This window comes from Campylobacter pinnipediorum subsp. caledonicus (assembly GCF_002022005.1).
GTDB classification, from domain to species: domain Bacteria; phylum Campylobacterota; class Campylobacteria; order Campylobacterales; family Campylobacteraceae; genus Campylobacter_A; species Campylobacter_A caledonicus.
Window position 1 is genome coordinate 681358 of sequence record NZ_CP017258.1, and the last position, 23322, is coordinate 704679.

At 29.7% G+C, this 23322-nt stretch carries 21 protein-coding genes and 1 pseudogene; 15 read left to right on the forward strand and 7 right to left on the reverse strand.

What is annotated here, in order from left to right:
* Positions 1–77: 77 nt before the first annotated feature.
* From radA to CPIN18021_RS03530, 3 genes are all read right to left on the reverse strand, one after another.
* The gene (radA, locus tag CPIN18021_RS03520; RefSeq protein ID WP_078424412.1) at positions 78–1418 is read right to left on the reverse strand and encodes a DNA repair protein RadA; all 1341 of its coding nucleotides are present in this window, start codon (positions 1416–1418) and stop codon (positions 78–80) included.
* Between the two features lie 95 nt (positions 1419–1513).
* Positions 1514–2380, reverse strand: coding sequence for a signal recognition particle-docking protein FtsY (ftsY, locus tag CPIN18021_RS03525; RefSeq protein ID WP_078423169.1), 867 nt, complete (start codon positions 2378–2380; stop codon positions 1514–1516).
* Positions 2377–2952: a TlpA family protein disulfide reductase gene (locus CPIN18021_RS03530; RefSeq protein WP_078424413.1), complete on the reverse strand. Its 576-nt coding sequence runs from the start codon at positions 2950–2952 to the stop codon at positions 2377–2379. The genes ftsY and CPIN18021_RS03530 overlap by 4 nt, the downstream gene beginning before the upstream one ends.
* A 48-nt stretch (positions 2953–3000) precedes the next feature.
* Here CPIN18021_RS03530 and CPIN18021_RS03535 point away from each other — a divergent pair, with 48 nt between their 5' ends.
* The 9 genes from CPIN18021_RS03535 to purH all read left to right on the forward strand — a co-directional run bounded on the left by CPIN18021_RS03535 (position 3001) and on the right by purH (position 13062).
* On the forward strand, positions 3001–3633 hold the full coding sequence (locus CPIN18021_RS03535) for a 5-formyltetrahydrofolate cyclo-ligase (RefSeq protein ID WP_078423171.1): 633 nt from the start codon (positions 3001–3003) through the stop codon (positions 3631–3633).
* Entirely contained in the window at positions 3566–5119 is a 1554-nt protein-coding gene (rny, locus tag CPIN18021_RS03540) for a ribonuclease Y (protein WP_078423172.1), read from the forward strand. The genes CPIN18021_RS03535 and rny overlap by 68 nt, the downstream gene beginning before the upstream one ends.
* Positions 5120–5150: 31 nt before the next feature.
* Positions 5151–5723 carry a lipid-binding SYLF domain-containing protein gene (locus CPIN18021_RS03545; protein WP_078424034.1) on the forward strand — a complete coding sequence of 191 codons (573 nt, stop codon included), beginning with the start codon at positions 5151–5153 and terminating at the stop codon, positions 5721–5723.
* 1 nt (position 5724) lies between these two features.
* Positions 5725–6291, forward strand: coding sequence for a DedA family protein (locus CPIN18021_RS03550; protein ID WP_078424035.1), 567 nt, complete (start codon positions 5725–5727; stop codon positions 6289–6291).
* Complete coding sequence (locus CPIN18021_RS03555) at positions 6288–7562, forward strand: YdgA family protein (RefSeq protein WP_078423173.1); 1275 nt, start codon at positions 6288–6290, stop codon at positions 7560–7562. Before CPIN18021_RS03550 ends, CPIN18021_RS03555 begins: the two co-directional genes overlap by 4 nt.
* 105 nt (positions 7563–7667) lie before the next feature.
* Positions 7668–8345, forward strand: a complete 678-nt coding sequence (locus CPIN18021_RS03560) for a F0F1 ATP synthase subunit A (protein ID WP_078423174.1) — start codon at positions 7668–7670, stop codon at positions 8343–8345.
* A 178-nt stretch (positions 8346–8523) separates the two neighbouring features.
* Complete coding sequence (purL, locus tag CPIN18021_RS03565) at positions 8524–10719, forward strand: phosphoribosylformylglycinamidine synthase subunit PurL (protein ID WP_078424414.1); 2196 nt, start codon at positions 8524–8526, stop codon at positions 10717–10719.
* Positions 10720–10729: 10 nt separating this feature from the next.
* Positions 10730–11494 (forward strand): DnaJ domain-containing protein, encoded by a 765-nt coding sequence (locus tag CPIN18021_RS03570; protein ID WP_226995936.1) that lies wholly within the window; start codon positions 10730–10732, stop codon positions 11492–11494.
* Positions 11495–11529: 35 nt separating this feature from the next.
* Positions 11530–13062: a bifunctional phosphoribosylaminoimidazolecarboxamide formyltransferase/IMP cyclohydrolase gene (gene purH / locus CPIN18021_RS03575; RefSeq protein WP_078423176.1), complete on the forward strand. Its 1533-nt coding sequence runs from the start codon at positions 11530–11532 to the stop codon at positions 13060–13062.
* 34 nt (positions 13063–13096) lie between these two features.
* Here purH and CPIN18021_RS03580 read toward each other — a convergent pair.
* From CPIN18021_RS03580 to CPIN18021_RS03595, 4 genes and pseudogenes are all read right to left on the reverse strand, one after another.
* A pseudogene (locus CPIN18021_RS03580) lies at positions 13097–14294 on the reverse strand (MFS transporter).
* Positions 14291–16099, reverse strand: coding sequence for an ATP-dependent DNA helicase RecG (recG, locus tag CPIN18021_RS03585; RefSeq protein WP_078424415.1), 1809 nt, complete (start codon positions 16097–16099; stop codon positions 14291–14293). The pseudogene CPIN18021_RS03580 and the gene recG overlap by 4 nt, the downstream one beginning before the upstream one ends.
* Positions 16089–17315 (reverse strand): M16 family metallopeptidase, encoded by a 1227-nt coding sequence (locus tag CPIN18021_RS03590; RefSeq protein ID WP_078424416.1) that lies wholly within the window; start codon positions 17313–17315, stop codon positions 16089–16091. Before CPIN18021_RS03590 ends, recG begins: the two co-directional genes overlap by 11 nt.
* Positions 17315–18361, reverse strand: a complete 1047-nt coding sequence (locus tag CPIN18021_RS03595; protein WP_078423180.1) for a dehypoxanthine futalosine cyclase — start codon at positions 18359–18361, stop codon at positions 17315–17317. Before CPIN18021_RS03595 ends, CPIN18021_RS03590 begins: the two co-directional genes overlap by 1 nt.
* A 141-nt stretch (positions 18362–18502) precedes the next feature.
* On the opposite strand from CPIN18021_RS03595, the gene CPIN18021_RS03600 reads away from it, so the two are divergent.
* The 6 genes from CPIN18021_RS03600 to CPIN18021_RS03625 all read left to right on the forward strand — a co-directional run bounded on the left by CPIN18021_RS03600 (position 18503) and on the right by CPIN18021_RS03625 (position 23313).
* Entirely contained in the window at positions 18503–18823 is a 321-nt protein-coding gene (locus CPIN18021_RS03600) for a hypothetical protein (protein WP_078424417.1), read from the forward strand.
* Positions 18824–18988: 165 nt separating this feature from the next.
* Entirely contained in the window at positions 18989–19657 is a 669-nt protein-coding gene (locus CPIN18021_RS03605; RefSeq protein ID WP_078423182.1) for a tetratricopeptide repeat protein, read from the forward strand.
* A complete protein-coding gene (locus tag CPIN18021_RS03610; protein ID WP_078423183.1) occupies positions 19657–20163 on the forward strand; it encodes a tetratricopeptide repeat protein in 507 nt (168 codons plus the stop codon). The genes CPIN18021_RS03605 and CPIN18021_RS03610 overlap by 1 nt, the downstream gene beginning before the upstream one ends.
* 185 nt (positions 20164–20348) lie before the next feature.
* Positions 20349–22433, forward strand: coding sequence for an RNA degradosome polyphosphate kinase (locus tag CPIN18021_RS03615; RefSeq protein ID WP_078424418.1), 2085 nt, complete (start codon positions 20349–20351; stop codon positions 22431–22433).
* 84 nt (positions 22434–22517) lie between these two features.
* Positions 22518–22790, forward strand: a complete 273-nt coding sequence (gene rpsO / locus CPIN18021_RS03620; protein WP_069632424.1) for a 30S ribosomal protein S15 — start codon at positions 22518–22520, stop codon at positions 22788–22790.
* A 55-nt stretch (positions 22791–22845) separates the two neighbouring features.
* Entirely contained in the window at positions 22846–23313 is a 468-nt protein-coding gene (locus tag CPIN18021_RS03625) for a phosphatidylglycerophosphatase A family protein (protein ID WP_078424419.1), read from the forward strand.
* The last annotated feature ends 9 nt before the right edge of the window (positions 23314–23322 follow it).

Below are 23322 nucleotides of genomic sequence, written 5' to 3' on the forward strand. Positions count from 1 at the left end.
TAAGTTTGATAATTTTAATTTATATTATTTTTTATGATGTTTATTAATTTGTGATTGTAGAGTTGCAAAAAGTAACTCTACATCCAATCAAGTACCTTTGTTATATCTTTTGTGTAAAAGCATTTTAACCCTTGTGTTTCAAGTGGTTTTGTAGGTATTATTGCGTTTTTAAATTTTTGCGTTTTTGCCTCTTTTAGGCGTTGGTCTATGTTAAATACATCTCTTATTTCGCCGTTTAAACTAAGTTCTCCTATAAATACACTCTCTTTGCTGATAGGTCTATTTCTAAAACTTGATATTATTGCTGCAACTACAGCTAAATCAGCTGCCGTTTCTGTTATCTTCACACCTCCTGAAACATTTATAAAAACATCATAGTGCCCAAGTGGAATTTCAAGTTTTCTTTCAAGTAGCGCTAAAAGCATATCTAAACGATTTTTTTCATATCCGGTCGAGCTTCTTTTTGGGTATGCACTTTCACAAACTAGTGCTTGAATTTCAACACTTAAAGCACGCGAACCTTCCATTATTATGGTTATTGCACTTCCACTTATCGCACTTCCTCTTGTAAAAAATTTGCTTGAAATTTCTGTAGCACTAACAAGTCCATTTTTACTCATTTCAAAGATTCCAACCTCACTTGTTGAACCAAAGCGATTCTTAAATCCCCTTAGCATTCTTAGCTCTCTTGATGCATCACCTTCAAAATACAACACTACATCAACCATATGTTCAAGCACTCTAGGCCCAGCTATAGAGCCTTCTTTTGTTATGTGACCTATGATAAAAACAGAGATATTTTCATTTTTAGCAAGTCTCATAAGCTCAAATGTTATCTCTCTAACTTGTGAGATTGAGCCGGGTGCCGAGTTTATATTTTCGCTATATAGTGTTTGAATAGAGTCTATTATTAGAATTTTATATTCGCTTTTTTTGACTTCTGCTATTATGTTTTCTACTATAATTTCAGTTAAAAGATATAAATTTTTATCTATTGCGTTTAGTCTATCTGCTCTTAATTTTATTTGTGAAGCACTCTCTTCACCGCTTACATAAAGTGTTTTTTTACCATCTTTTGAAAGATTTGAGGCTATTTTAAGAAGTAAGGTTGATTTGCCTATGCCCGGACTTCCGCCTATTAATACCAAAGAGCCTTCAACTACTCCTCCTCCAAGGACCAAATCAAGCTCAAAATCACCAGTGCTAAATCTATTTATGCTTTCTATTTCTATCTTGTCAATGCTTACAGCTTTTGTGTTTTGTGTGATTAGTTTTGAAAGTTCTTGTGTGGTTTTGATTTGCTCTTTGCTTAATTCTACAAAGCTATCCCAAGCTCCGCAATTTGGACATTTTCCTATCCATTTGCTTTGTTGATTTCCACAAGCTTGACACTCAAATACACTTTTTGATTTAGCCATTTTATCTACCTTTTTTTGTTTGGGTGTTGTAGATTGAAGGATGAAATACTTAAAATATCTTATCCTTTTTTTGTTTTTATGGTTTAAATTAGATTTTATTCAAATATAGCATCTAAAAGTTTATCCAAAAACTCATCTGGATCAAATTTTATCAAATCATCAACACCTTCGCCAATACCTATGTATAAAATAGGGAGTTCAAGTTCTCTTGCTACTCCAAATAAAGCTCCACCTTTTGGTGTTCCATCAAGTTTTGTTATGATGACTCCATTTAGTGATACTATCTCATTAAAGGCTTTTGCTTGTTCAACACCAGCATTTCCTTGTGTTCCATCTAGTATCAAAATTTTTCTATGAGGTGCTTTTTCGTAAGCTTTTGTACTAATTCTGATTATTTTGCTAAGTTCATTTGCTAAGTTTTTTTGATTTTGAAGTCTTCCAGCGGTATCTAACACGACTCTATCTATATTTTTTGCTATTGCTGAACTTATTGTATCAAATGCAACAGCTGATGGATCGTGTCCTTGTTGAGTAGCTACTATAGGAATATCTAATTTTATTGCCCATTGTCTAATTTGTTCTATTGCACCGGCTCTAAAAGTATCACAAGCTCCAAGTATCACGCTTTTTTTATTTTTTTTATATAAATTTGTTAGTTTTGCTATAGTTGTTGTTTTTCCAGCACCATTTACGCCAAGTATCAAATCAACAAAAGGTTTATCATCGGCTATAGAGTTATCTTTTTCATATATAAAATAACTACTCATAACACGCTTCAAATCATCTCTTTTTACCTCTTCTTGTGGTGGTAAATAATATATAATTTCTTCAATTATCTCATAAGCTACATCGGCTTCTAAAAGTAATTCTTCAAGTAATTCTTTGGTTATTTTTTTGTTTTCTTTTGTTTTATTGATAATTTTAAATGTTTTTTCAAAACCCTTTTTTAAAAAATCTATCATTTAATAGCCTTTAAGATATCGGTTTCTAACATCTCTTCAGGAACAAGACCAGTATATGTTATAGCGTGTTCGCCATTTGGTTTATAAAGTATAGAAAACGGAAGACCTATAACACCACCTATTGCTTTTTCAAGTAAAAAATTTTCACTTCCTATTGCAATATCATATTTTACTCTATAGCTATCAGCAAATTTTTTCATCTCATCGGCTTGTTTGTTTTCTAATAAAACACCTATTATGTTTAGTTCTTTTTTAAATTTATCACTCAAATTATTAAGGTGTGGTATTTCAACCTTGCAAGGAGGACACCAAGTAGCAAAAAATACAAATAATGTCGCTTTTTCATTATCTTTTATTGAAATTTTACCATTTTCTACCATTAGTTGTATTGTTTTATTTTCAAGAGTTGTTAATGTTATATTATTATCTAGTTTTTCCTCTTGTTTCTCTTCTATTTTTATCTCTTTAACTGTTGTGCTGTTTGTATCATTATTTTTCTTTTTATCTTCTTTTTGACCACAACTTACAAATAAAAAAATTGAGATTAATAGTATTAAATTTTTAATTTTCATGCATTACCTTTTTTAAAAATGTGTATAATTATACAAAAAGTAATTAAAATGAGTGTTAAACATACAAAAGAAGAGATAAGGTCTTATAATTTAAAACAGATAAAAAGACATGTTAAAATTAGTGCAAAGTGCAAACATTATTCGGTTTTAAATAATCTTTATAGTCTTATAAAGCACACTAAATCAAAAAATATTTTGATGTATATGCCACTTGAATATGAAGTTGATGTATACAAGCTAAGAAGAAAATTGTCAAATAAGTGTAATATTTTTATGCCGTTTATGGTGGGTCTTAGCTTAAAAATGGTAAAATCAAGGTCGCCATTTTTAATTGATAAATTTAAAGTTAGGCAGCCTGTTAATAGGCAGATATTTAAAGGTTATCTTGATATGGCTATAGTGCCAGTTGTTGGAGTTGATTTGAGTCTAGGCAGGATAGGTCATGGTAAGGGTTTTTATGATAGATTTTTTTCAGAGCTTAACCATCGTCCAAAAATTATTGTTTTTGTGCAAATGATAGATCTATTTTATAATAAAGAAATAACACAAAAACATGATATATCTTGCGATATATATATGACTCCAAGGCAAAATTATATAAAAAGAGGAAAAAATGATAGAGATTTTTGTAGGATTGGGGGCTGGTGCCATTGGCGCTGGAGCAGGATATCTTGTAGCTAAAAAGATAAATGATGCAAATTATAATATTTTTTTAGAACAAGCAAAAGCAAAAGCAAAAGCTATAGAATATGAAGCTGAAATTATTTTAAAAAATTCAAAAATTTCAGTTCAAGAAGCTGAATTTGAAGCTAAAAAAAAATATGATGAAAAAACAGTAAAGCTTCAAAAAGACTATACTGTAAAATTTGATGAACTAAGTAAAAAAGAGCAAATTTTGTCGAATGAAAAAGAGCTTTTAAATAGCGATAAATTGGTAGTTGAGAGAGAAAAAAATGAAGCTAAGATAACCTATGAAGAGGGAGTTAGTTTAAAAAATACCTATAAAGATAAAGTTGCAGAGGCATTAAAGGTTTTAGAACACGCTGCTGGTCTTACGGAAGATGAAGCCAAAGATATAGTCTTAAAAAAAGTAGAAGAAAATAGTAGAGCAGAAATAGCTCATATAGTAAGAAAATATGAAGAAGAAGCTAAAAAAGAGGCTAAGAAAAAAGCAAATTATATACTAGCACAAGCTACTTCGCGTTTTGCTGGAGAGTTTGCAGCTGAAAGGCTTATTAATGTTGTCAATATCAAAAACGATGAGTTAAAAGGTAGAATAATAGGCAAAGAGGGTAGAAATATAAAGACTCTGGAGATGGTTTTAGGTGTTGATATAATCATAGATGATACTCCAAATGCTATTATACTTAGTAGTTTTAACCTTTACCGTAGAGCTATTGCTACTAGGGTTATTGAATTATTGGTTGAAGATGGAAGAATACAACCAGCAAGAATAGAAGATTTGTATAAAAAAGTAACTGAGGAATTTGAGCAAAGCATACAAGAAGAGGGTGAAAATATAGCAATGGATCTTGGTCTTAACAAAATTCATCCAGAGATAATTAAGCTTATAGGAAAGCTTAAATTTAGAGCTAGTTATGGTCAAAATGCGTTAGCGCATAGTCTTGAAGTAGCACATCTTGCTGGAATTATAGCAGCAGAAATCGGTGGCGATGAAAAACTTGCAAAAAGAGCCGGTATACTTCACGATATAGGCAAAGCTTTAACACATGATTTTGAAGGATCTCACGTTGATTTGGGTGCTGATGTTTGCAAGAGATACAAAGAACACCCAGTTGTTATAAATGCTATTTATGCACATCACGGACACGAAGAAGCTTTAAGTATAGAAAGTGCGGCTGTTTGTGCAGCAGATGTTTTAAGTGCAGCGAGACCAGGTGCTAGAAGAGAAGTTTTAGAAAGCTTTTTAAAACGTGTGGAAGAGATAGAAAACATAGCAAAAACAAAAGATGGCATAAAACAAGCTTATGCTATCAATGCTGGTCGTGAAATTCGCGTTATAGCAAATGCTAAACTAGTAAATGATGATGAAGCAGTTTTGTTATCAAAAGAGATAGCATCCGAGATAGAGGATAAAGTTCAATATCCTGGTGAAATTAAAGTAAATGTAATAAGAGAGACAAGAGCTATCAACTATGCTAAATAAGTTTTTATTTTGTAAAATAATTTCTTTTTTTATGATAATAAGCACATCTTGTTTTGCTTCTGAGGAAATTTTACTAGATTGTGCTAATTCATTTATAATGACATATAGAGCAAACAAATCAGCACCATTTAAAAATCTTTTACAAAATTCTAAAGCTATTTTGATATTTCCAAGTGTTAAAAAAATTGGATTTTTATTTGGTGGCATGTCAGGTAAGGGTATTATGGTTTTAGACCCGGTAGGTAAAAATAAAGAAATTTTAACCACTAGTATTGATGGTGGAAGTTTGGGATTGCAAGTTGGATACTCTGATAGCACTCTTGTTCTTTTTGTTTTAAATAGTTCAATTATATCTGATATAAAAGATAGTAAGATAGTAATAAGTGCTGATGCTAATTTTGCATTTGGTGATATAAATGGAGGATATAAAGATATAAAAGATTTTCAGTTTTCAAAAGATATATATGCTTATGCCACCGATAGTGGTTTTTTTGCCGGTGCAAGTTTTGGAGGTGCTGTTATAAGCTTAACTAATGAACATTTTAGGAAAAACGGATATGGTTATTTGCAATTACAAAATGCTTTAAAAGGATTTGGTGAATAGTATGCAAGATATGCTTTTAAATTTGTCTACATATGGATATTTATTATTATTTTTATACTCATTAGGCGGTGGGATGGTTGCTATTATAGCGGCTGGAGTGCTAAGCTATATGGGTAAAATGGATTTAAATATAAGTATAATAGTTGCTTGTGCTGCTAATTTTATAGGAGATAATATCCTTTTTTATATTGGCAGATATAATAAAGATATGCTAATGCCTTATTTAAAAAATCAGAAAAGAAAATTAGCCTATTCTCAAATCTTAATGAAAAAACACGGTAATAAGATGATTTTTATTCAAAAATATATATATGGTGTAAAAACTCTTATTCCAATAGCAATAGGATTAACTAAATACTCATTTAAAAAATTTATTATATTAAATCTCGCAGCTTCTGTCTTTTGGGCATTATTGCTTGGAAATTTGAGTTATTATGCTGGAGATTTTGTAGTGAATATAGAAGATTATTTTGGTAATTATAGTTGGTCAATGCCTGTTTTTTTATTTGTTTTGCTTGGTAGTATTTGGTTATTTTTAGATAAAAAAACAAAGAAAGTGTCAAAATGAAAAAAATTATTTTTATTTTTATCGTGTTTTTTCTAGCTTTACTGGGATTTAATTATTATTATTCTAATACTGTAAAAGATGAGTTTGATAGTTTTTTAAAACATTTAGATTCAAGAGATGATATTAGTGTTTCAAATATCGTTTACGATAAGAGTTTTTTTAATTCAAAATCTTTTTTTGATTTGTCTATAGATAATTCTATGAAAGAAAAGATAGTTTTTCATATTAGTTCTGATATTAATACAAATTTTTTAATGTTTTTATTGAATGCAAATAATAAAATTTTAAAATCCAATATAGTTTTAGAACGTGAAAAAAATATAGAAATTGCAACAGTTTTAATAAAAGCTGGTCTGTTTAGTGATTATAAAACAGAAGTTAATTTTAAAAATTTTGATGATGGTATGTTTTTTACAAAAGATATATTTGTTAATTTAATGCTAAATAAAAAATATGAAATTAAAGATTTAAAATTAAATATCGGAATGTTTGATTTTAAACAAAACGATATTTATTTAAAATTAGATAAGTTTTCTTATGACTTAAAATATGATAGTCCAGTTCCTTATTATGATATTTTTACAAAAATTTATCCAGTTAAAACTAATATTTCACAAAATAGTTTGGATTTTGGGTATATGCAAAACTATATAAAAATTGGAAAAACTACATATAAGTCACAAGTAAAAATAGATGACAATAAACTATTTTCTAGTGATGATATGCTAAAAATTGATAAAATAGCAGTTAATGATTTTTATTTTAATAGTATATCTATTAATAACAATATAAATCATATAAACTCTACAGCATTGAATAAAATTTTAGAAATCATCTCAAAATATGATACAAAAAAATATGATACAGGTTTGGTAAATAAATTAGATTTAGTAGCTGATATTTTAGAAAACAATCCAAAATATCATCTTAACTTTAAGGCAAAAAATGGAGAAAAAAATAAAATACACGCTGATTTAAATTTAGAATTTAATGGATTTAAGAAGAAAAATAATTTTAATTATGGATTGGATAATAAGAATATATTAAATTCTCTTAATTTGAACGCAGATATAAAATTTACTCCGACCTTTTCTGATTTTTTATCACAACTTCCAGAACTTGGTATTTTTGAGCCTATGTTGATATCCGGTGGTATCTTAAAACAAAATGATGATAGCATGACTATGTCAGTTAGGCTTGATAGGGAAAAAGAGGATTTGATTATTAATGATAAAGTTTTATTAAATAAGGTCATAAATTATAAAAAATAAATATATTTGTATTTTAAAGTGTGATTGTATAAAATATATTAACTTAAAAGAGAATTAATTTAAATTAAGTTAAAATATATAAAAAAATTAAAGCAAGGGTTTTAAATGAAGGACTTATTTTTATTTTCGGATTTGATTTATCATAGCCATTCTTTTGTCTATGTATTTCATTTTTTGCTTGTAGTGGTTTTAATCGTTCTTGTTGCTAAAATGTCTTCTTCTAAGATGCAACTTGTCCCAAGAGGTGTTCAAAATATAGTAGAAGCTTATCTTGAAGGTGTTATGTCCATGAGTCAAAATACTCTAGGAAGTGAAAAATTAGCTAGAAAATATTTACCTTTAGTAGCAACTATAGGATTGGTTGTGTTTTTTGGAAATGCTATAGGTATCATACCAGGGTTTGAATCTCCTACATCCAGCCTAAATTTAACTCTTACATTAGCTCTAATTGTATTTTTTTATTATCACTTTGAAGGCATAAGAGAAAATGGATTTTTTAAATACTTTAAACACTTTATGGGCCCTAGCAAAATTTTAGCTCCGTTAATGTTTCCTATAGAGATAATATCTCATATATCTAGGATTATATCTTTATCTTTTCGTCTATTTGGAAATATAAAGGGTGATGATTTGTTTTTGCTTGTTATGCTTACACTTGCTCCATTCTTTGCACCATTACCAGCTTATGCATTGCTTACACTTATGGCTGTTTTGCAAGCTTTTATATTTATGATGCTTACTCTTGTTTATCTTGCTGGTGCTGTTATTATAGAAGAACATTAATTTTTTGAAATTTCGTAGAGGTAATTTAAAATATCTCTACGTTTTTGTTATATTCTCTCAAACTTGTTTTTTATTATTTTTTTCACTTAAAATTTATTTAGCTTTTAAATTATTATTTATTGGCTTTTTAACCTTTTTTTGTTATTATCCTTTCAAAAATTTATATAAGGCAAAAAGTATGGATAAAGCCACCGTTAAAGCACATAAAATAAGTGATTTGGAGTATGAAAATATTCTTAAAATTTTAGGAAGAGAACCTAATTTATTAGAACTTGGCGTTTTTTCTGCTATGTGGAGCGAACACTGTTCTTATAAATCTAGTAAAAAATATCTAAATGGTTTCCCAACCAAAGCACCTTGGGTTATACAAGGACCAGGCGAAAATGCTGGTGTTATAGATATAGGAGATGGTTACGCTGCTATTTTTAAGATGGAAAGTCATAATCACCCAAGTTTTATAGAGCCATATCAAGGTGCTGCTACCGGAGTTGGTGGAATTTTAAGAGATGTGTTTACTATGGGGGCTAGAGTTGTTGCAAATATGAACTCTCTTCGTTTTGGTAATATAACAGGAAATGATAGTGTTGCTAGGCATCATAGATATTTACTAAAAGGTTGTGTTTCTGGTATAGGACACTATGGTAACTGTATGGGTATACCAACTGTTGGTGGAGAGATCAGTTTTGATGAGAGTTTTAACGGCAATATTTTAGTAAATGCATTTGCACTTGGTGTTTGTAAAAATGATGAGATATTTTACGCTAAAGCCGAGGGTGCGGGAAACTCAGTTATGTATGTCGGTTCAAAAACTGGTAGAGATGGTCTTGGTGGTGCTGTTATGGCAAGCGATAGCTTTACAGATGAAAATAAAAGCCTTCGCCCTACTGTTCAAGTTGGTGATCCATTTGCTGAAAAATTATTACTTGAGGCTTGTTTGGAGCTTTTTAAGCATGATTATATAGTTGGAATTCAGGATATGGGTGCTGCTGGACTTACTAGTTCTAGTTTTGAAATGGCTGGTAATAGTGGCAGTGGTATGAAAATGCATCTTGATTTGGTGCCTATGCGCGAAGATAAAATGACTCCTTATGAACTTATGCTTAGTGAATCTCAAGAAAGAATGCTTATTTGTGCAAAAAAAGGTTATGAGGATAAGATAAAAGAGATATTTAATAAGTGGGATTTGGATGCTGAGGTTATAGGAGAGGTTACAGATACCGGAAAAATGGAACTATTTTGGCATAATGAATTAGTTGGAGAAATACCAATAGAGCCACTTTCAAATAGTGCACCTGTACTAGATAGACCTACTAAAAAACCAAATTATATAGATGAGATAAAAGATATAAAATTAGAAAATTTTGAAAAAGTTTCAAATGAAATAGCCTTTGATAAGTTACTAAAAGATGTTCATGTTGTAAATAAATCTTTTGTTTACGATCAATATGATGCCAATATACAAACAAATACAATAAAACAACCCGGATTTTTAGGTGCAAGTACTATAAGGGTTAAACAAACAAAAAGAGCTATAGCAATGGCTGCTGAATGTTCTCCAAGGCATAATTACGTAAATCCAAAAATAGGTGCTGCTATGGCTGTCGCAAGTAGCGGTAGAAAAATAGCGATGAGTGGTGCTATGCCACTTGCTATAACTGATTGTTTAAATTATGGTAATCCAGAAAATCCAGAGGTTATGTGGCAATTTGCCGAGGGTTGTGATGGCATAAAAGAGGCTTGCAAAGAGCTTCAAACTCCTGTTGTAAGTGGAAATGTTAGCCTTTATAATGAAACCGATGGTGTAAGTGTTTATCCTACTCCTGGTATCGTTAGTGTTGGTGTAAATGATGATATGACAAAAAACCTTCCTAGTGTTTTTAACAAAGATGGCGTTAGTGTTTATATTATTGGAGATACTACCGGCGAGTTTAGTGCTAGCTTATATATGAAATCACTATTTAATGTAGTTGGTGGTGAATTAAAAGAGATTGATTATAAAAAAGAAAGAGCTATCTGGGAATTGGTTATAAATGCAAATAAAAAAGGAATTTTGGATTTTGCAAATTCAATAGGAACCGGTGGTATAGCTATCACATTAGCAAAAATGGCTTGTTTAAGCAAAAAAGGATTAGATGCTAAATGCAATTTTTCTGATGAGAGATTTATCTTTGATGAGAGTTTTTCAAGGGCTGTTGTTGGTGTATTAGATGAAGATAAATTTATTAAAATGGCTGATGAGTATAAACTAAAAATACAAAAAATAGGTGCTGTTGGCGGAGATAAGTTTTGTCTAGATGGTTTTTGTAAGGATTTAAACGAAATTAGTAATGTTTATTTTGGTGAGTTTGAAAAGATAATAAAACAAGATGATTAAAGGCTAGAGTATGATGTCTTTTATCTTTTATATATTTGTTTTTTGGGTTCTTTATCGTGTCTTTGATAAATTTAAAGGGACTCAAAATTTTTCACACAATAAAAGGGTAAATTTCAAAGAAGCGAATTATCTTATCGCCTTGCTTGCTAAAGTTGCAAAAGGTGATGGTCGTGTACATGAGCTTGAAGCTAGGATTATTAGTGAAACCATAACTGATATGTCTTATCAAACAGGTATAGATAGAGATGAGTTTAAGAAAATCTTCAATAAAGAAAAAGAATGCATTAGTGATGCTTATGATGTCGCAAGAAGATATAAAGATGAGTTTAGACTAAATAGGCAAGTAGCTATAGCTAGGATAACATTTTTTTTAAATTTAGCATACATAGATGGTGATTTTGCACCATCTGAACAAAAAATTATCAAAGAAATAGCAAATGGATTTGGCATAGATGATGATTTATTAGATACAATAATATACAGATTTGATACTTTTTATCGTTCTCAACAAAGATATAGACAAAATAGATATAATAATAGCTCTCGTTCAAATGATACTCAAAATAAAAAATTACCTTATGAAATTTTGGGTGTTAGTAAAGATTCTGATTTTAAGGATATAAAAAAGAGATACCGAGAGCTTGTTAAAAAATATCATCCTGACATCTTAATGGGGCAGGGTGAAAGCGATGAAGTTATAGAAAAATCAACCAAAAAGCTTCAAGAGATTAATGAAGCTTACGAAGAGATAAAACAACAAAGAGGTGAAAATTAGTTTTGAATGTATTTAAATTTTTTTAAGGAGTATAGATGAGAGCCTTGCTTAGTGTTAGCGATAAGGATGGCATTGTTGAGTTTGCCAAAGGTCTTTGTGAGCTTGGTTATGAGATAGTTTCAACCGGTGGCACATATAAGCTTTTGTGTGAAAACAATATAAAAGCGATAGAGGTGGCTGATATTACAAAAAGTCCAGAGATGTTTAATGGTAGAGTTAAGACATTGCACCCTAAGATTCATGGTGCTATTTTACATCAGCGTGATAATAATGAACATGTTAAACAAGCCAAAGAAAATGATATAAGCGGTATAGACTTAGTATGTGTTAATCTATATCCTTTTAAGCAAACAATTATACGCACCGATGATTTTTCTGAAATAATAGAAAATATAGATATCGGTGGTCCGGCTATGGTGAGAAGTGCTGCAAAAAATTTCAATGATGTTATAATTGTTACTGATATTGTTGATTATGATGAAATTTTAAATCGCATAAAAACTAAAACAGATGATTTTGATTTCAGAAAAAAACTTATGATAAAAGCTTTTGAACATACCGCAAGTTATGATTGTATGATAGCAAATTATATGAATGAGCGTTTTAATGGTGGTTTTGGAGATTATAAGTTTATAGTTGGTAGTAAGGTGTTTAATACAAGATATGGTGAAAACCCACATCAAGATGGTGCTTTGTATGAATTTGAATATTTCTTTAAACACAATTTTACAGCCTTAAAAGGCGAAGCTAGTTTCAATAATCTAACGGATATAAATGGCGCATTGATGCTTGCTACTAGTTTTGATGAACTTCCAGCTGTATCTATCATCAAACACGCCAATCCTTGCGGATTTGCTGTAAAAAGCACTCTTTTAGAAAGTTATATTGAAGCTTTAAAATGCGATCCTGTTTCAGCTTACGGTGGTGTTGTTGCTATAAATGGGACATTGGATGAAGAGTTAGCTAAAAAAATCAATGAAATTTATGTAGAGGTTATAATAGCTGCAAATGTTACAGATGAAGCATTAAAGGTTTTTGAGAGCAAAAAACGCATTAAAATTTTTACTCAAAATAATAAATTTTTAGTTAGAGCAAATGATAAATATGATTTTAAACATATTGATGGTGGATTTGTATATCAGCAAAGAGATTTTGTTAAAGATGAAGAGTTGCAAAATATGAAGCTAGTTAGTAAAAAAGTTGCAAGCGAGTCTGAACTAAAAGATGCTGATATAGCTTGGAAGGTAGCAGCTCTTACAAAAAGTAATTGTGTTGTTTATGCTAAAAATGGTGCAGTTGTAGCTATAGGAATGGGTATGACAAGTAGAGTAGATGCTGCTCGTGCTGCTGTTGCTAAAGCTAAGGATTTGGGTATTGATTTAAATGGTTGCACTTTGGCTAGTGAAGCATTTTTTCCTTTTAGAGATAGCATAGATATAGCAAATGCCGTTGGTGTTAAATGTATAGTAGAACCAGGCGGAAGCATCAGAGATGAAGAGGTTATACAAGCAGCAGATGAACATGGTATAGCTCTTTATTTTACAGGTGTAAGACACTTTTTACACTAAGAGTTGAAAACTCAGCTATTTTTTATAGCTGAGTTTATTTTATCTCATATTTTTTGAAAATTTTATAATAATAAATAGCTCCTACAACAAATGAAAGACCCATTAAAATAGTTATCATTCTTAAACTCACACCATAATTAAATAAAAATCCTATAAATAAAGACATTAAAGCACTAGCTCCTAAAAATAACATATCGTTATATGCTATAACTCTTCCATAAAAATTTTCATCACAGTTTTGTTGTATAAGTGTATAAGTGTAGCTCCAAAGAGTTGATGTAAAAAAAACCAGCGCAAAACATTCCTATAAAACCTATATAAAAATTATTTTGTAAAAACGACCATAGTATTATCCCGGCACCTTGCAATACATAAAAATAATGAAGGTTGTTGTTATTGATAAACTTGCCTAAAATAGCAGGTCCTACCATAAGAGCAAAAGCTCTTGAAGCATTGGTTAGCCCTATTGCAAGAGATGCCGAGAGGATAAATTTGTATTTATAATCGGCCAAAAGTGCAATGAGTGCATCATAAGCAGTAAGTCCAACAAATGCATGTATTAGCATAAGATGAAGTATTAGTTTATTGTTTTTTATATACTTCAATCCTTTGCTTAGCATTTGAAATACTGGCTCTGTTATCTTTTGTTTTATACTCTTAACATCTAGTTTTAACAAGAAATAAAAACCAACTATATATAAAGAAAAATCAAACAAAAATGCAGCTTTTATTCCAAAAAAATGTATAAAAATTCCAGCCATACTCATTCCAGCCGTATATGCAACAGCCCATATCACGGAGTGTATCTCATTTGCAGTTTTAAGATCTTGCTTTTTTAAAATTTTTGGAAGTAGGCTCATTTCAACTTGAAAATATACTCCCCCCACACCCATTCTTATAAATATTAATATTAAAAGTAGCCATAATAAATCAAGTGTGTTTATAAATAAAAGCATTAAGGCTGAAATCGCTTCTATAATTAGCATAATTACAAGCATTGGTTTGGGTGAAAATTTATCTATAAAAACCCCGCTAAAAGGTGCTAAAAAAACACCAGGCAAAAATGCCATTGCGGCACTTATTGTTATAGCCCAAACAGGTGCTTTTAGATCTATAAGTAGTGTAAAAATACCAGTGTGTGAAAACCAAGCCGCAAAGTAGCATATAAGTTGAACTATACTTAAAATTCTAAAATTTGTATCATTTTTTAAAAGATTTATATAAGTTTTCAATTTGTTTTTCCTAATCTTTTTAGTGCTAATTGTGTTATATTTTCTTCATAATTATAATATAAAAAAGTTGCCCCATGTTGAACAGTTCCATTTAATATATCGCCGCTTTGGCGATTTTTTAAGTCTATTTCGGCAATTTTAAAACCGTCTAATGTATCACAAAATTCCTTTAATCTTTCTGGTGGATTTTTTAGCTTTGTATATAAAAAGCAAAATCCATTTCCGCCATTTCTTCCAACCCTACCACGGAGCTGATGAAGTGTTGCAAGTCCAAGCCTTTCAGCTCCAACTATAAGTATTGTTGATAGTCTCGGTAATGAAATTCCAACCTCTATCACCGTTGTGGATAATAATATATTTCCATTTTCTCTAAATTTATTTAAGATTTTTTCCTTTTCTTTGTCTTTCCCGTGCGTAAAATATACATTTTTGAAATTTTTAATCCAAAAATCCTTTGCTTCATTTAAACTTTGATAATTTGAAGTCTCTGAACTTTCTACTAATGGATATACGATAATTATTTGCTTGTTTTTTTCAATTTGTTTTTTTATATGAGATAATAAGTTGTTAAAATCGTTATTTTGTAAAATTTGCGAATGAATATTTTTTTCAAACGGCATCTGTTTTAAAAAGCTAAAATTTACAAGTGATGATTGAATTAAACTCAATGTTCTTGGTATTGGAGTTGCTGAAAATTGTATAAAAGTTGCACGAGCTTCACCATCTTTTACTATCTCTTCTATCTTATTTCTTTGATTTGAACCAAATCTATGCTGCTCATCTATCATTACTAAAACAGCTTTTGGCAACTCTTGATAAAGTAATACATGTGTTCCTATGATTAGATTCGTATCATCAAAATTTATATTTTTTTCACCACTTTTTACTAGTTTTATTGATATAAAATTTGGAAGCAATTTAATGGCCTCATTATAAATTTGATCAGCTAGTATACTAGTTGGCGCCATTAGTATAGCTTTATTTGGATATACACTAAGCGCAGAAGCTAACATTACAAGAGTCTTTCCACTTCCAACATCACCCATTACGACTCTTCTTTTTGCTTGTTTGCTTATCAGGTCTTGTCTTATGTCTTTTATTGCATTTATCTGATCTAAAGTTGGTTTAAAAGGTAGGTTATTTATCCAATCTTTTATCTCAAATAGCTCTATTTTTTTATTTTTAAAGTATGTTTTTTTTGTGCCTAATTTTTTTACATAGTTAAATATTTCAACAAATTTCAAGATATCAGACTCTGATTTTCCTTTTTTTATATCTTCTAGTATTGCTATGCTTTTTTGTGAGTTTTCTTGGATTGAAAGTAAAAAATCACTCTCTTTATCGTTTAGACCACAAGATAGTAGATTCTCTTTATTTATATATTTTTCTATTAAATTTTTTACTTTTTCATCTCTTAAATCAGTTTTAAATTTTGGTATGATTTGATCTGTTTTGGTTATTATTTTTGGATTTGTTATTTGCCAATTATTATAAGCAAAAGAGCAAATACCAGTTATTGTGGCCTCTTTTCCGCTTTTAAAAACCGAAAAATGCCAACCTTTTGCATTAAAAATAACTATCTTTACATCGCAACCCCATTCGTGTGCAAATGCTGTTGCTAAAATCATTCCTTTATTTGTTTTATTTATAATGTTTAGTTTTATGTTTATACATACTTGCCCGCTTTTTGGGGCTTTGGTTATTGTTGTATCTTCAAAGCTTTTTGGCAAAACAAGAGCTAGATCGAGAAGTGAACTAACCCCTATCTTGCTTAATTCTACTTTGTCTTTGGTTTCAAATTTCATTTCTTAAAACACAAAAACTAAGCTTTGTTATCTCATCGTGTTGTTTTATAAAATTGTTTAAATCATCTAATTTTAGATTTTTTATTTTTTCAAGCTCTTTTAGAAAATCACCAATTTCTTTACCTTGATAAAATTCCCCTTGAGCTATTGCAAATCTTTTAAATAGTGTTTCAAGTCTTAGTGGTAAAGAACCAAGTAAGAATTTCTTAGCTTGTTCTAACTCTTTATCACTTACACCATTAGTTATAAATTTTGTAAATTCTTCTCTAACTACTGATATGGCTTCATCTTTGCTCTCATTTTTTGTTTGTAAGTAGCCAAAAATTTGAGAATGACTTAGGTTAAATAAATTTCTTGCATATGCAGAATAAGCAAGACCTCTTTTTACTCTTATTTCCTCCATTAGCCTTGCACCAAAGCCACCTTCGCCAAGTATAAAGGTAGCTATACTTGCCATATATTTTTCATCTTCAGCCACATTATATGGAGATCCAAAATAGATATATGCTTGTTCACTTTGCTTTATTATCTCTTTTACCGAGCCTCTTTGGCTTGTTTGCAATTTTTCTAAACTTAATTTTTTATTTGATTTTATTACATTTGTTATATCTTGTAATAATGAAATTTCACCTTTGTCAACATCTCCACCAAATACGATAAATAAATTTTTAAGATCTAGCGCGTCATTTAAATAATCTTTAATGTCTTTGAGTTTTATAGAACCTATACTCTCTTGTGTTCCTATGCTAGGTGTAGCTAGATTTGTATCTGGGTATAGAATTTGCATAAGACCACATCTTGCCAAATAATCATTGTCATTTTGATTGTTTGCTATCTCTCCAAGAGTAATATTTTTGCATTTTTCAAGGCTTTGTTCTGATGTATTTGGATTTTTAAGTAATTTTTTTAGCATATCAAGTGTAAAACCAAAATGCTCTTTTAAACAATTTATCTCTATTGTAAATGTCTCAAATCCAACACTTGCATACATGCTTATAGCTCTTTTTTCTAGCTCTTTGGCAAATAAGCTAGAACCCATATCTTTTTCGCCTTCATTTAAAATCATAGCACTTAGCTTTGCAAGGCCGGGTATTTTTTGCATGCAAACACCAGATGCCTTAAATATAAGCTTTAGATATGCTACATTTAACTCTTTTGAGTTTTCAAAGATAACTGGTATATCATCATTTTTGGCTTTTAGATGTAAAATTTCCATTAAAATTTCTCCAATATATCATAGTTAGTATTTCTTTTTGCTGGTATTTCCCCGATATCTTTTATTAGTTGTATCATTTGTTCTTGATTCATTCTAAAAGCCGCGCCAGCAGCTTTTACGACATTTTCTTCCATCATTGTTGAGCCAAGGTCGTTAGCGCCAAACAATAGTGCTAATTGACCAACATGACTACCTTGAGTAACCCAGCTACTTTGTATATTTTTAAAATTATCCAAAAATAATCTCGATACAGCTAGTAGTCTTAGATATTTATTAGAGCTTTGTTTTTTAATTTGAGGTTGTTCTAGCATAAGTTTTGTATTAAGTCCTTGAAAACTCCAAAGTATAAAAGCTCTAAAACCGCCGGTTTTGTCTTGCAAGTCTCTTATATAAGACCAATGTTCAACTATCTCTCTTGTGGTTTCAACTGTCCCAAACATCATTGTAGCTGTTGATTTTATATCTAGTTTATGTGCTTGTTCGTGAATATCAAGCCATGTTTGCGTATCACATTTTTTTGGAGCTATTATATCTCTTACTCTATCACTTAAAACTTCAGCACCAGCTCCCGGTATAGAGTAAAGACCTTTGTTTCTTAGTCTTGTCAAAACTTCAGTTATGCTTATTTTTGAAATTTTAGCTATATAGCTTATCTCTACAGCAGAAAATCCATGAACTGTTATGCTTGGATAATTTTTGCTTATATACTCTAATAAGTCCTCATACCATTCTATTTGTAATTTTGGATGGACACCACCTTGAAATAATATCTGAGTTCCACCTATGTCTATAAGTTCTTCTATTTTTTTACCAATTTCTTCAAAGCTTAATATATATGCACCTTCTTCTTTTACATGTCTATAAAAAGCACAGAATTTACAATCAACCCAACAAACATTTGTGTAGTTTATATTTCTATCAACTATGAAGGTTGTTATCTTTTCTGGATGTAGCTCTCTTTTTTTAGCTAAAGCTAGGTTTCCTAGCTCAGTTAGCTCTGCGTTTTCTATTAAGTCTATTGCCTCATCAATGCTAAGTCTTCTCAAAGTTATCACCTTTTATTATATTTTTTGAAAGTTTATCAAAAAATAGCTTTTAAATTTTAAAAATATATATATTAAGTTAAAATTAAATATTAAATTTATAGAATACTGATAATTTTGATTTTATAAAAGTAAGGAGAAAATATGAAAAAATATACTTTATTATTAGCTACTTTGGCTTTTTTTGCTGGGTGTGCTAAAAACTCAGATATGATGGCTCCAAAAGCAAATGCGCACATGTCACACCAACATGGTAACAATGTTGCTCACGAACACAAACACGTAACTGATATGAAAAAAGGTTGTTCTATGGATAAAAAGTGTGAGATAATGAAAGATGAAAAAATGCCAAAGGATCATAGCCATATGCATATGATGAAGGGTAAAATGCCAAAGGATCATAATCATATGCATATGATGGAAGATGGTAAAAAACCCGAGTGCGGATGCTCTAAAAGCAAATAAAATAAAATGGGTTCTTATAAAACCCATTTTATTCTTTAAAAGTCTATATTTTATAAATACTTATAATTTTATTTTTTACTCTTGAAAATTAGTATGCTTATCTTAAAATCAGGAAAAAAGTTGTAAAATTACTATATTGTTTAATTTAATATATGGTGGTGATTTATGCTTAGAATTATTATATTTTTGCTTTTTAGTTTGTTTATTTATACTGGTTGTTCTGTAAAATATCAAAATGTTGATAATAGTATCAATAATAGTCAAAAATTAGATGAAAAAATATCACTAAAAAAAGAAAGAGATCTAATTACCGCTAATAATATTATTTTATCTCTTAAGCCAAAATGTGAATCTGGTGATAATGAAACTTGTAATGATATTGGTGTTGTATTTGAAAATATGCAAGATTATAAAAATGCATTTTTGTATTACAAAAGAGCTTGCGATAGTGGTGTTGAACATTCTTGTGCTAATCTTGGAATGCTTTATGAAAAAGGTCTTGGTGTTAGTAAAGATCCACAAAAAACTATACAAATTTATACTCAATCTTGCAACAATTCAGGTGCTTTATCTTGTTATAATTTAGCAAATGTTTATAGAAAAGGCGAAATAGTAGCCCAAGATTATAAAGCGGCTTTAAATGCTTATATAAATGCATGTGAATTACAAGATATGGCTTCTTGTGCAAATATAGGCTCTATGTATGAGCTTGGACTTGGTGTGCAAAAAGATGAAGTTAAAGCTTATGGTATATATAGAGTTGCTTGTTTTAGAGGATTTAATAAGTCTTGTTCTCATATGAAAAGACTTGAAAAAAAACTTAAGGTTGATTAATGAAAAAAATACTGTTTTTGGTTTTTGTATTTTTATTTTTAAATGGATGTGGCTCTTTGCAAAAGACACTAAGTTTTGGTTATCTTAAAAATGATAAAGATATAGCTTATGAACATCTTTTATCTAAATGCAATCAAAAAGATGCAATATCTTGTAATAATTTAGGTGTGAATTATACTAAAGATGAAGATTTTAAACAAGCAAAACATTTTTATGAAGTAGCGTGTGATTTAAAATTAGCTACAGCTTGTTCGAATTTAGGACAAATTTACGAAAAAGGTTTAGATGGTAAATCACCTGATTTTAAAAGAGCTATGAATTTGTATAGTTATGCTTGTCAAAATAATGATGGTGTAGGTTGTTATAATGAGTCTATAGCATTATATGGTTTTTCAAAATATTATGATCAAGAATATAACTTAAAAAAGAGTATGCTTTTATTAAAAAAGAGTTGCAAGCTTGAGTATAAACAGGCATGCTTACTTTTAGAACAGTTAAAAAATTAAAATGAAATTTTTTTAAAAATAGCAAATATTATAATAAAGATTAAAAAAACACCTAAAAGTGTTATGTAGTCTGACATATTATATTTTCCTTTTTTAATATTTGTATTAATATTTTGTTATTTTATCAAAAAAAATGTTTTTTTCAAAACATATAGTATTCTTAATGTTTTAAAGGAGTTTGAGTATTGGAAAATCAAAATATTTTTATAAATAGAGAACTTAGTTGGCTTAGGTTTAATTCACGTGTGTTGGCTCAATGTGAAAAAGATCTTCCATTGCTTGAAAAATTAAAATTTTTAGCTATTTATAGCACAAATTTAGATGAATTTTATATGATAAGAATAGCTGGGCTTAAACAATTATTTGCTGCAGGTATAACAACTAGTGGCAGCGATGAGATGAGTCCTCTTGAACAGCTTAAAGAGATAAGAAAATATCTTCAAAATGAGCAAAAAGTTTTAGAGCATCACTACAATACTACAAAAGAAGAGCTTAGTAAAAATGGTCTTTTTATAAAAAATTATAATGAATTAAATGACGATTTAAAATCAAAATGTGATGAATATTTCTTTTCAAATATATTGCCGGTTATTGTCCCGATAGCTGTTGATACAACTCATCCTTTTCCTCATTTAAATAATCTTAGCTTTTCTTTGGCTGTTAAGCTTTCAGATATTAACCATCCTGAGACATTAAAATATGGCATGGTAAGAATTTCTCGTGTTTTACCTCGCTTTACTCAAGCTTGTGAAAATACATATGTTCCTATTGAAAGCATAGTTCAAAAACACGCCGAAGAGATTTTTCCTGGATATAAAATGATTAGCTCTTGCGTATTTAGAGTTACAAGAAATGCTGATATAGTAATAGAGGAAGAGGAAGCTGATGATTTTATGATGATTTTAGAACAAGGTTTAAAACTACGAAGAAAAGGTGCTTTTGTTCGTATGCAAGTAGCTCACGATGCAGATCCAGATATACTTGAATTTTTAAACTCTCATATGAAAATTTTTCATAAAGATATATATTTTTCAAATATTCCAATTACTTTAAGTTCTCTTTGGCAGATTGTTTCAAATAGAGATTTTAGCCATCTTTGCTTAACTCCATATACTCCAAAAACATTACCTCCTTTTGGAAAAAGTATAAATATTTTTGATGCTATTGATAAGGAGGATGTTTTGTTGATGCACCCTTATGAGAGTTTTGATCCAATAGTTGAGTTTATAAAAGAGGCTAGTAAGGACCCAAAAGTTATATCTATAAGAATGACGCTTTATAGGGTTGATAAAAGTTCTCCTATAATTCAATCTTTAATCGATGCAGCAAGCGAAGGAAAGCAAGTTACTGTAATGGTTGAGCTTAAAGCTAGATTTGATGAGGAAAATAATCTACACTGGGCAAAGGCTCTTGAAGATGCTGGAGCACATGTTATTTATGGTATAACAGGATTTAAAGTTCATGCTAAAGTTTCTCAGGTAATAAGACAAGTAAATGATAAGCTTAAGTTTTATATGCATTTTGGAACTGGAAACTACAATGGTTCATCGGCTAAAATTTATACAGATATTAGTTTGTTTACTAGCAAGGAAGAGTTTGCAAATGATACTACTACATTTTTTCATATTTTATCTGGATATAATAAAAACCGCAGACTTCAAACCCTTAGTATGTCGCCTTTTCAGATAAAAGAAAAGATTATAGAAAAGATAAGATTAGAGGCTAATGAAGGCACAAACGGCCATATTATAGCTAAGATTAATTCATTAGTTGATAGTGATATCATAAAAGAACTAAGCAAGGCTTCCAATGCTGGTGTAAAAATAGAACTTATTGTAAGAGGTGTTTGTTGTTTAAGACCTGGTATTAAAGGTCAAAGTGAAAATATTTATATTAGATCTATCATAGGTAAGTATTTAGAACATGCGAGAGTTTTATATTTTAAACATTCTGAGCCTAAATTATATATATCAAGTGCTGATTGGATGCCTAGGAATCTAGAAAGAAGACTTGAACTCATGACACCTATTTTTGATAAAAAACTACAAGACAGATTGCTTGATATGTTAAAACTTCAACTTCGTGATAATTCATTAGCATTTGAATTAAGAGAAGATGGCGAGTATGTAAAATTGGATAAAGAAAATGATATTATAAATAGTCATGAAATTTTAGAAAATCATATTAATAAAATTTATAAAAGTATAAAAAAAGATAATGATAAGGCAAAGGCCGATTTGATAGCATCTAATCTTTTAAGGGAAGATTGATATTTTTAACATTAAATTTATTTAATTTTATGTTTTATTGTGATATAATACCCGCTTTTAAATCTTACCAATCAGGAGGTCATAATGGCTTTGGATTCGGCTAAAAAAGCAGAAATAGTTGCGAAATTCGCTAGAAAAGATGGAGATACTGGATCAACAGAGGTTCAAGTAGCTTTATTAACAACTCGTATATCTGAGTTAACAGAACATCTTAAAATTTTCAAAAAAGATCACTCTTCTCGTCTTGGTCTTTTAAAGATGGTAGGTAAAAGAAAGAGACTTTTAAAGTATTTTAAAAACAAAAATTATCCTGCTTATTCTAAGTTAATTGCTGAACTAAATATAAGAGACAAATAATTTTTTATGGAGCTTTTGCTCCATATTCTATTTTTATAAAATTTAAAGGTTGTTTATGCAAAGACTTTTTTTGACATTTTTCTATGTTGGTCTTTTGCCTAAGGCGCCTGGGACTTTTGGATCAATAGCTGGGGCTTTGGTTGCTTGGGTTATTTTATATTTTTTTTCTTCTACAACACTTTTTTTATTATCAATATTTTTGTTTCTAGTTAGCATAAATATAATAAATTCTTATGAAAACAAAACAAAAATACACGATCATTCAATTATTGTTATAGATGAAGTTGTTGGTGTTTGGTTGGCTATAGTCTTAAGCGGAGATACTAATTTTCAATTAATAATGTCATTGATATTTTTTAGATTTTTTGACATAAAAAAACCATCTATTATAGGCCGTGTAGATAGAAATACTATCGGTGGTTTTGGTGTTATGTTTGATGATGTGTTGGCTGGAATTTTTGCTGGAATTTTAAGTTCTATTTGTTATTATATTGCCAACAAATTAGGATTTGTTATTTTTTAGGTGTGAGGA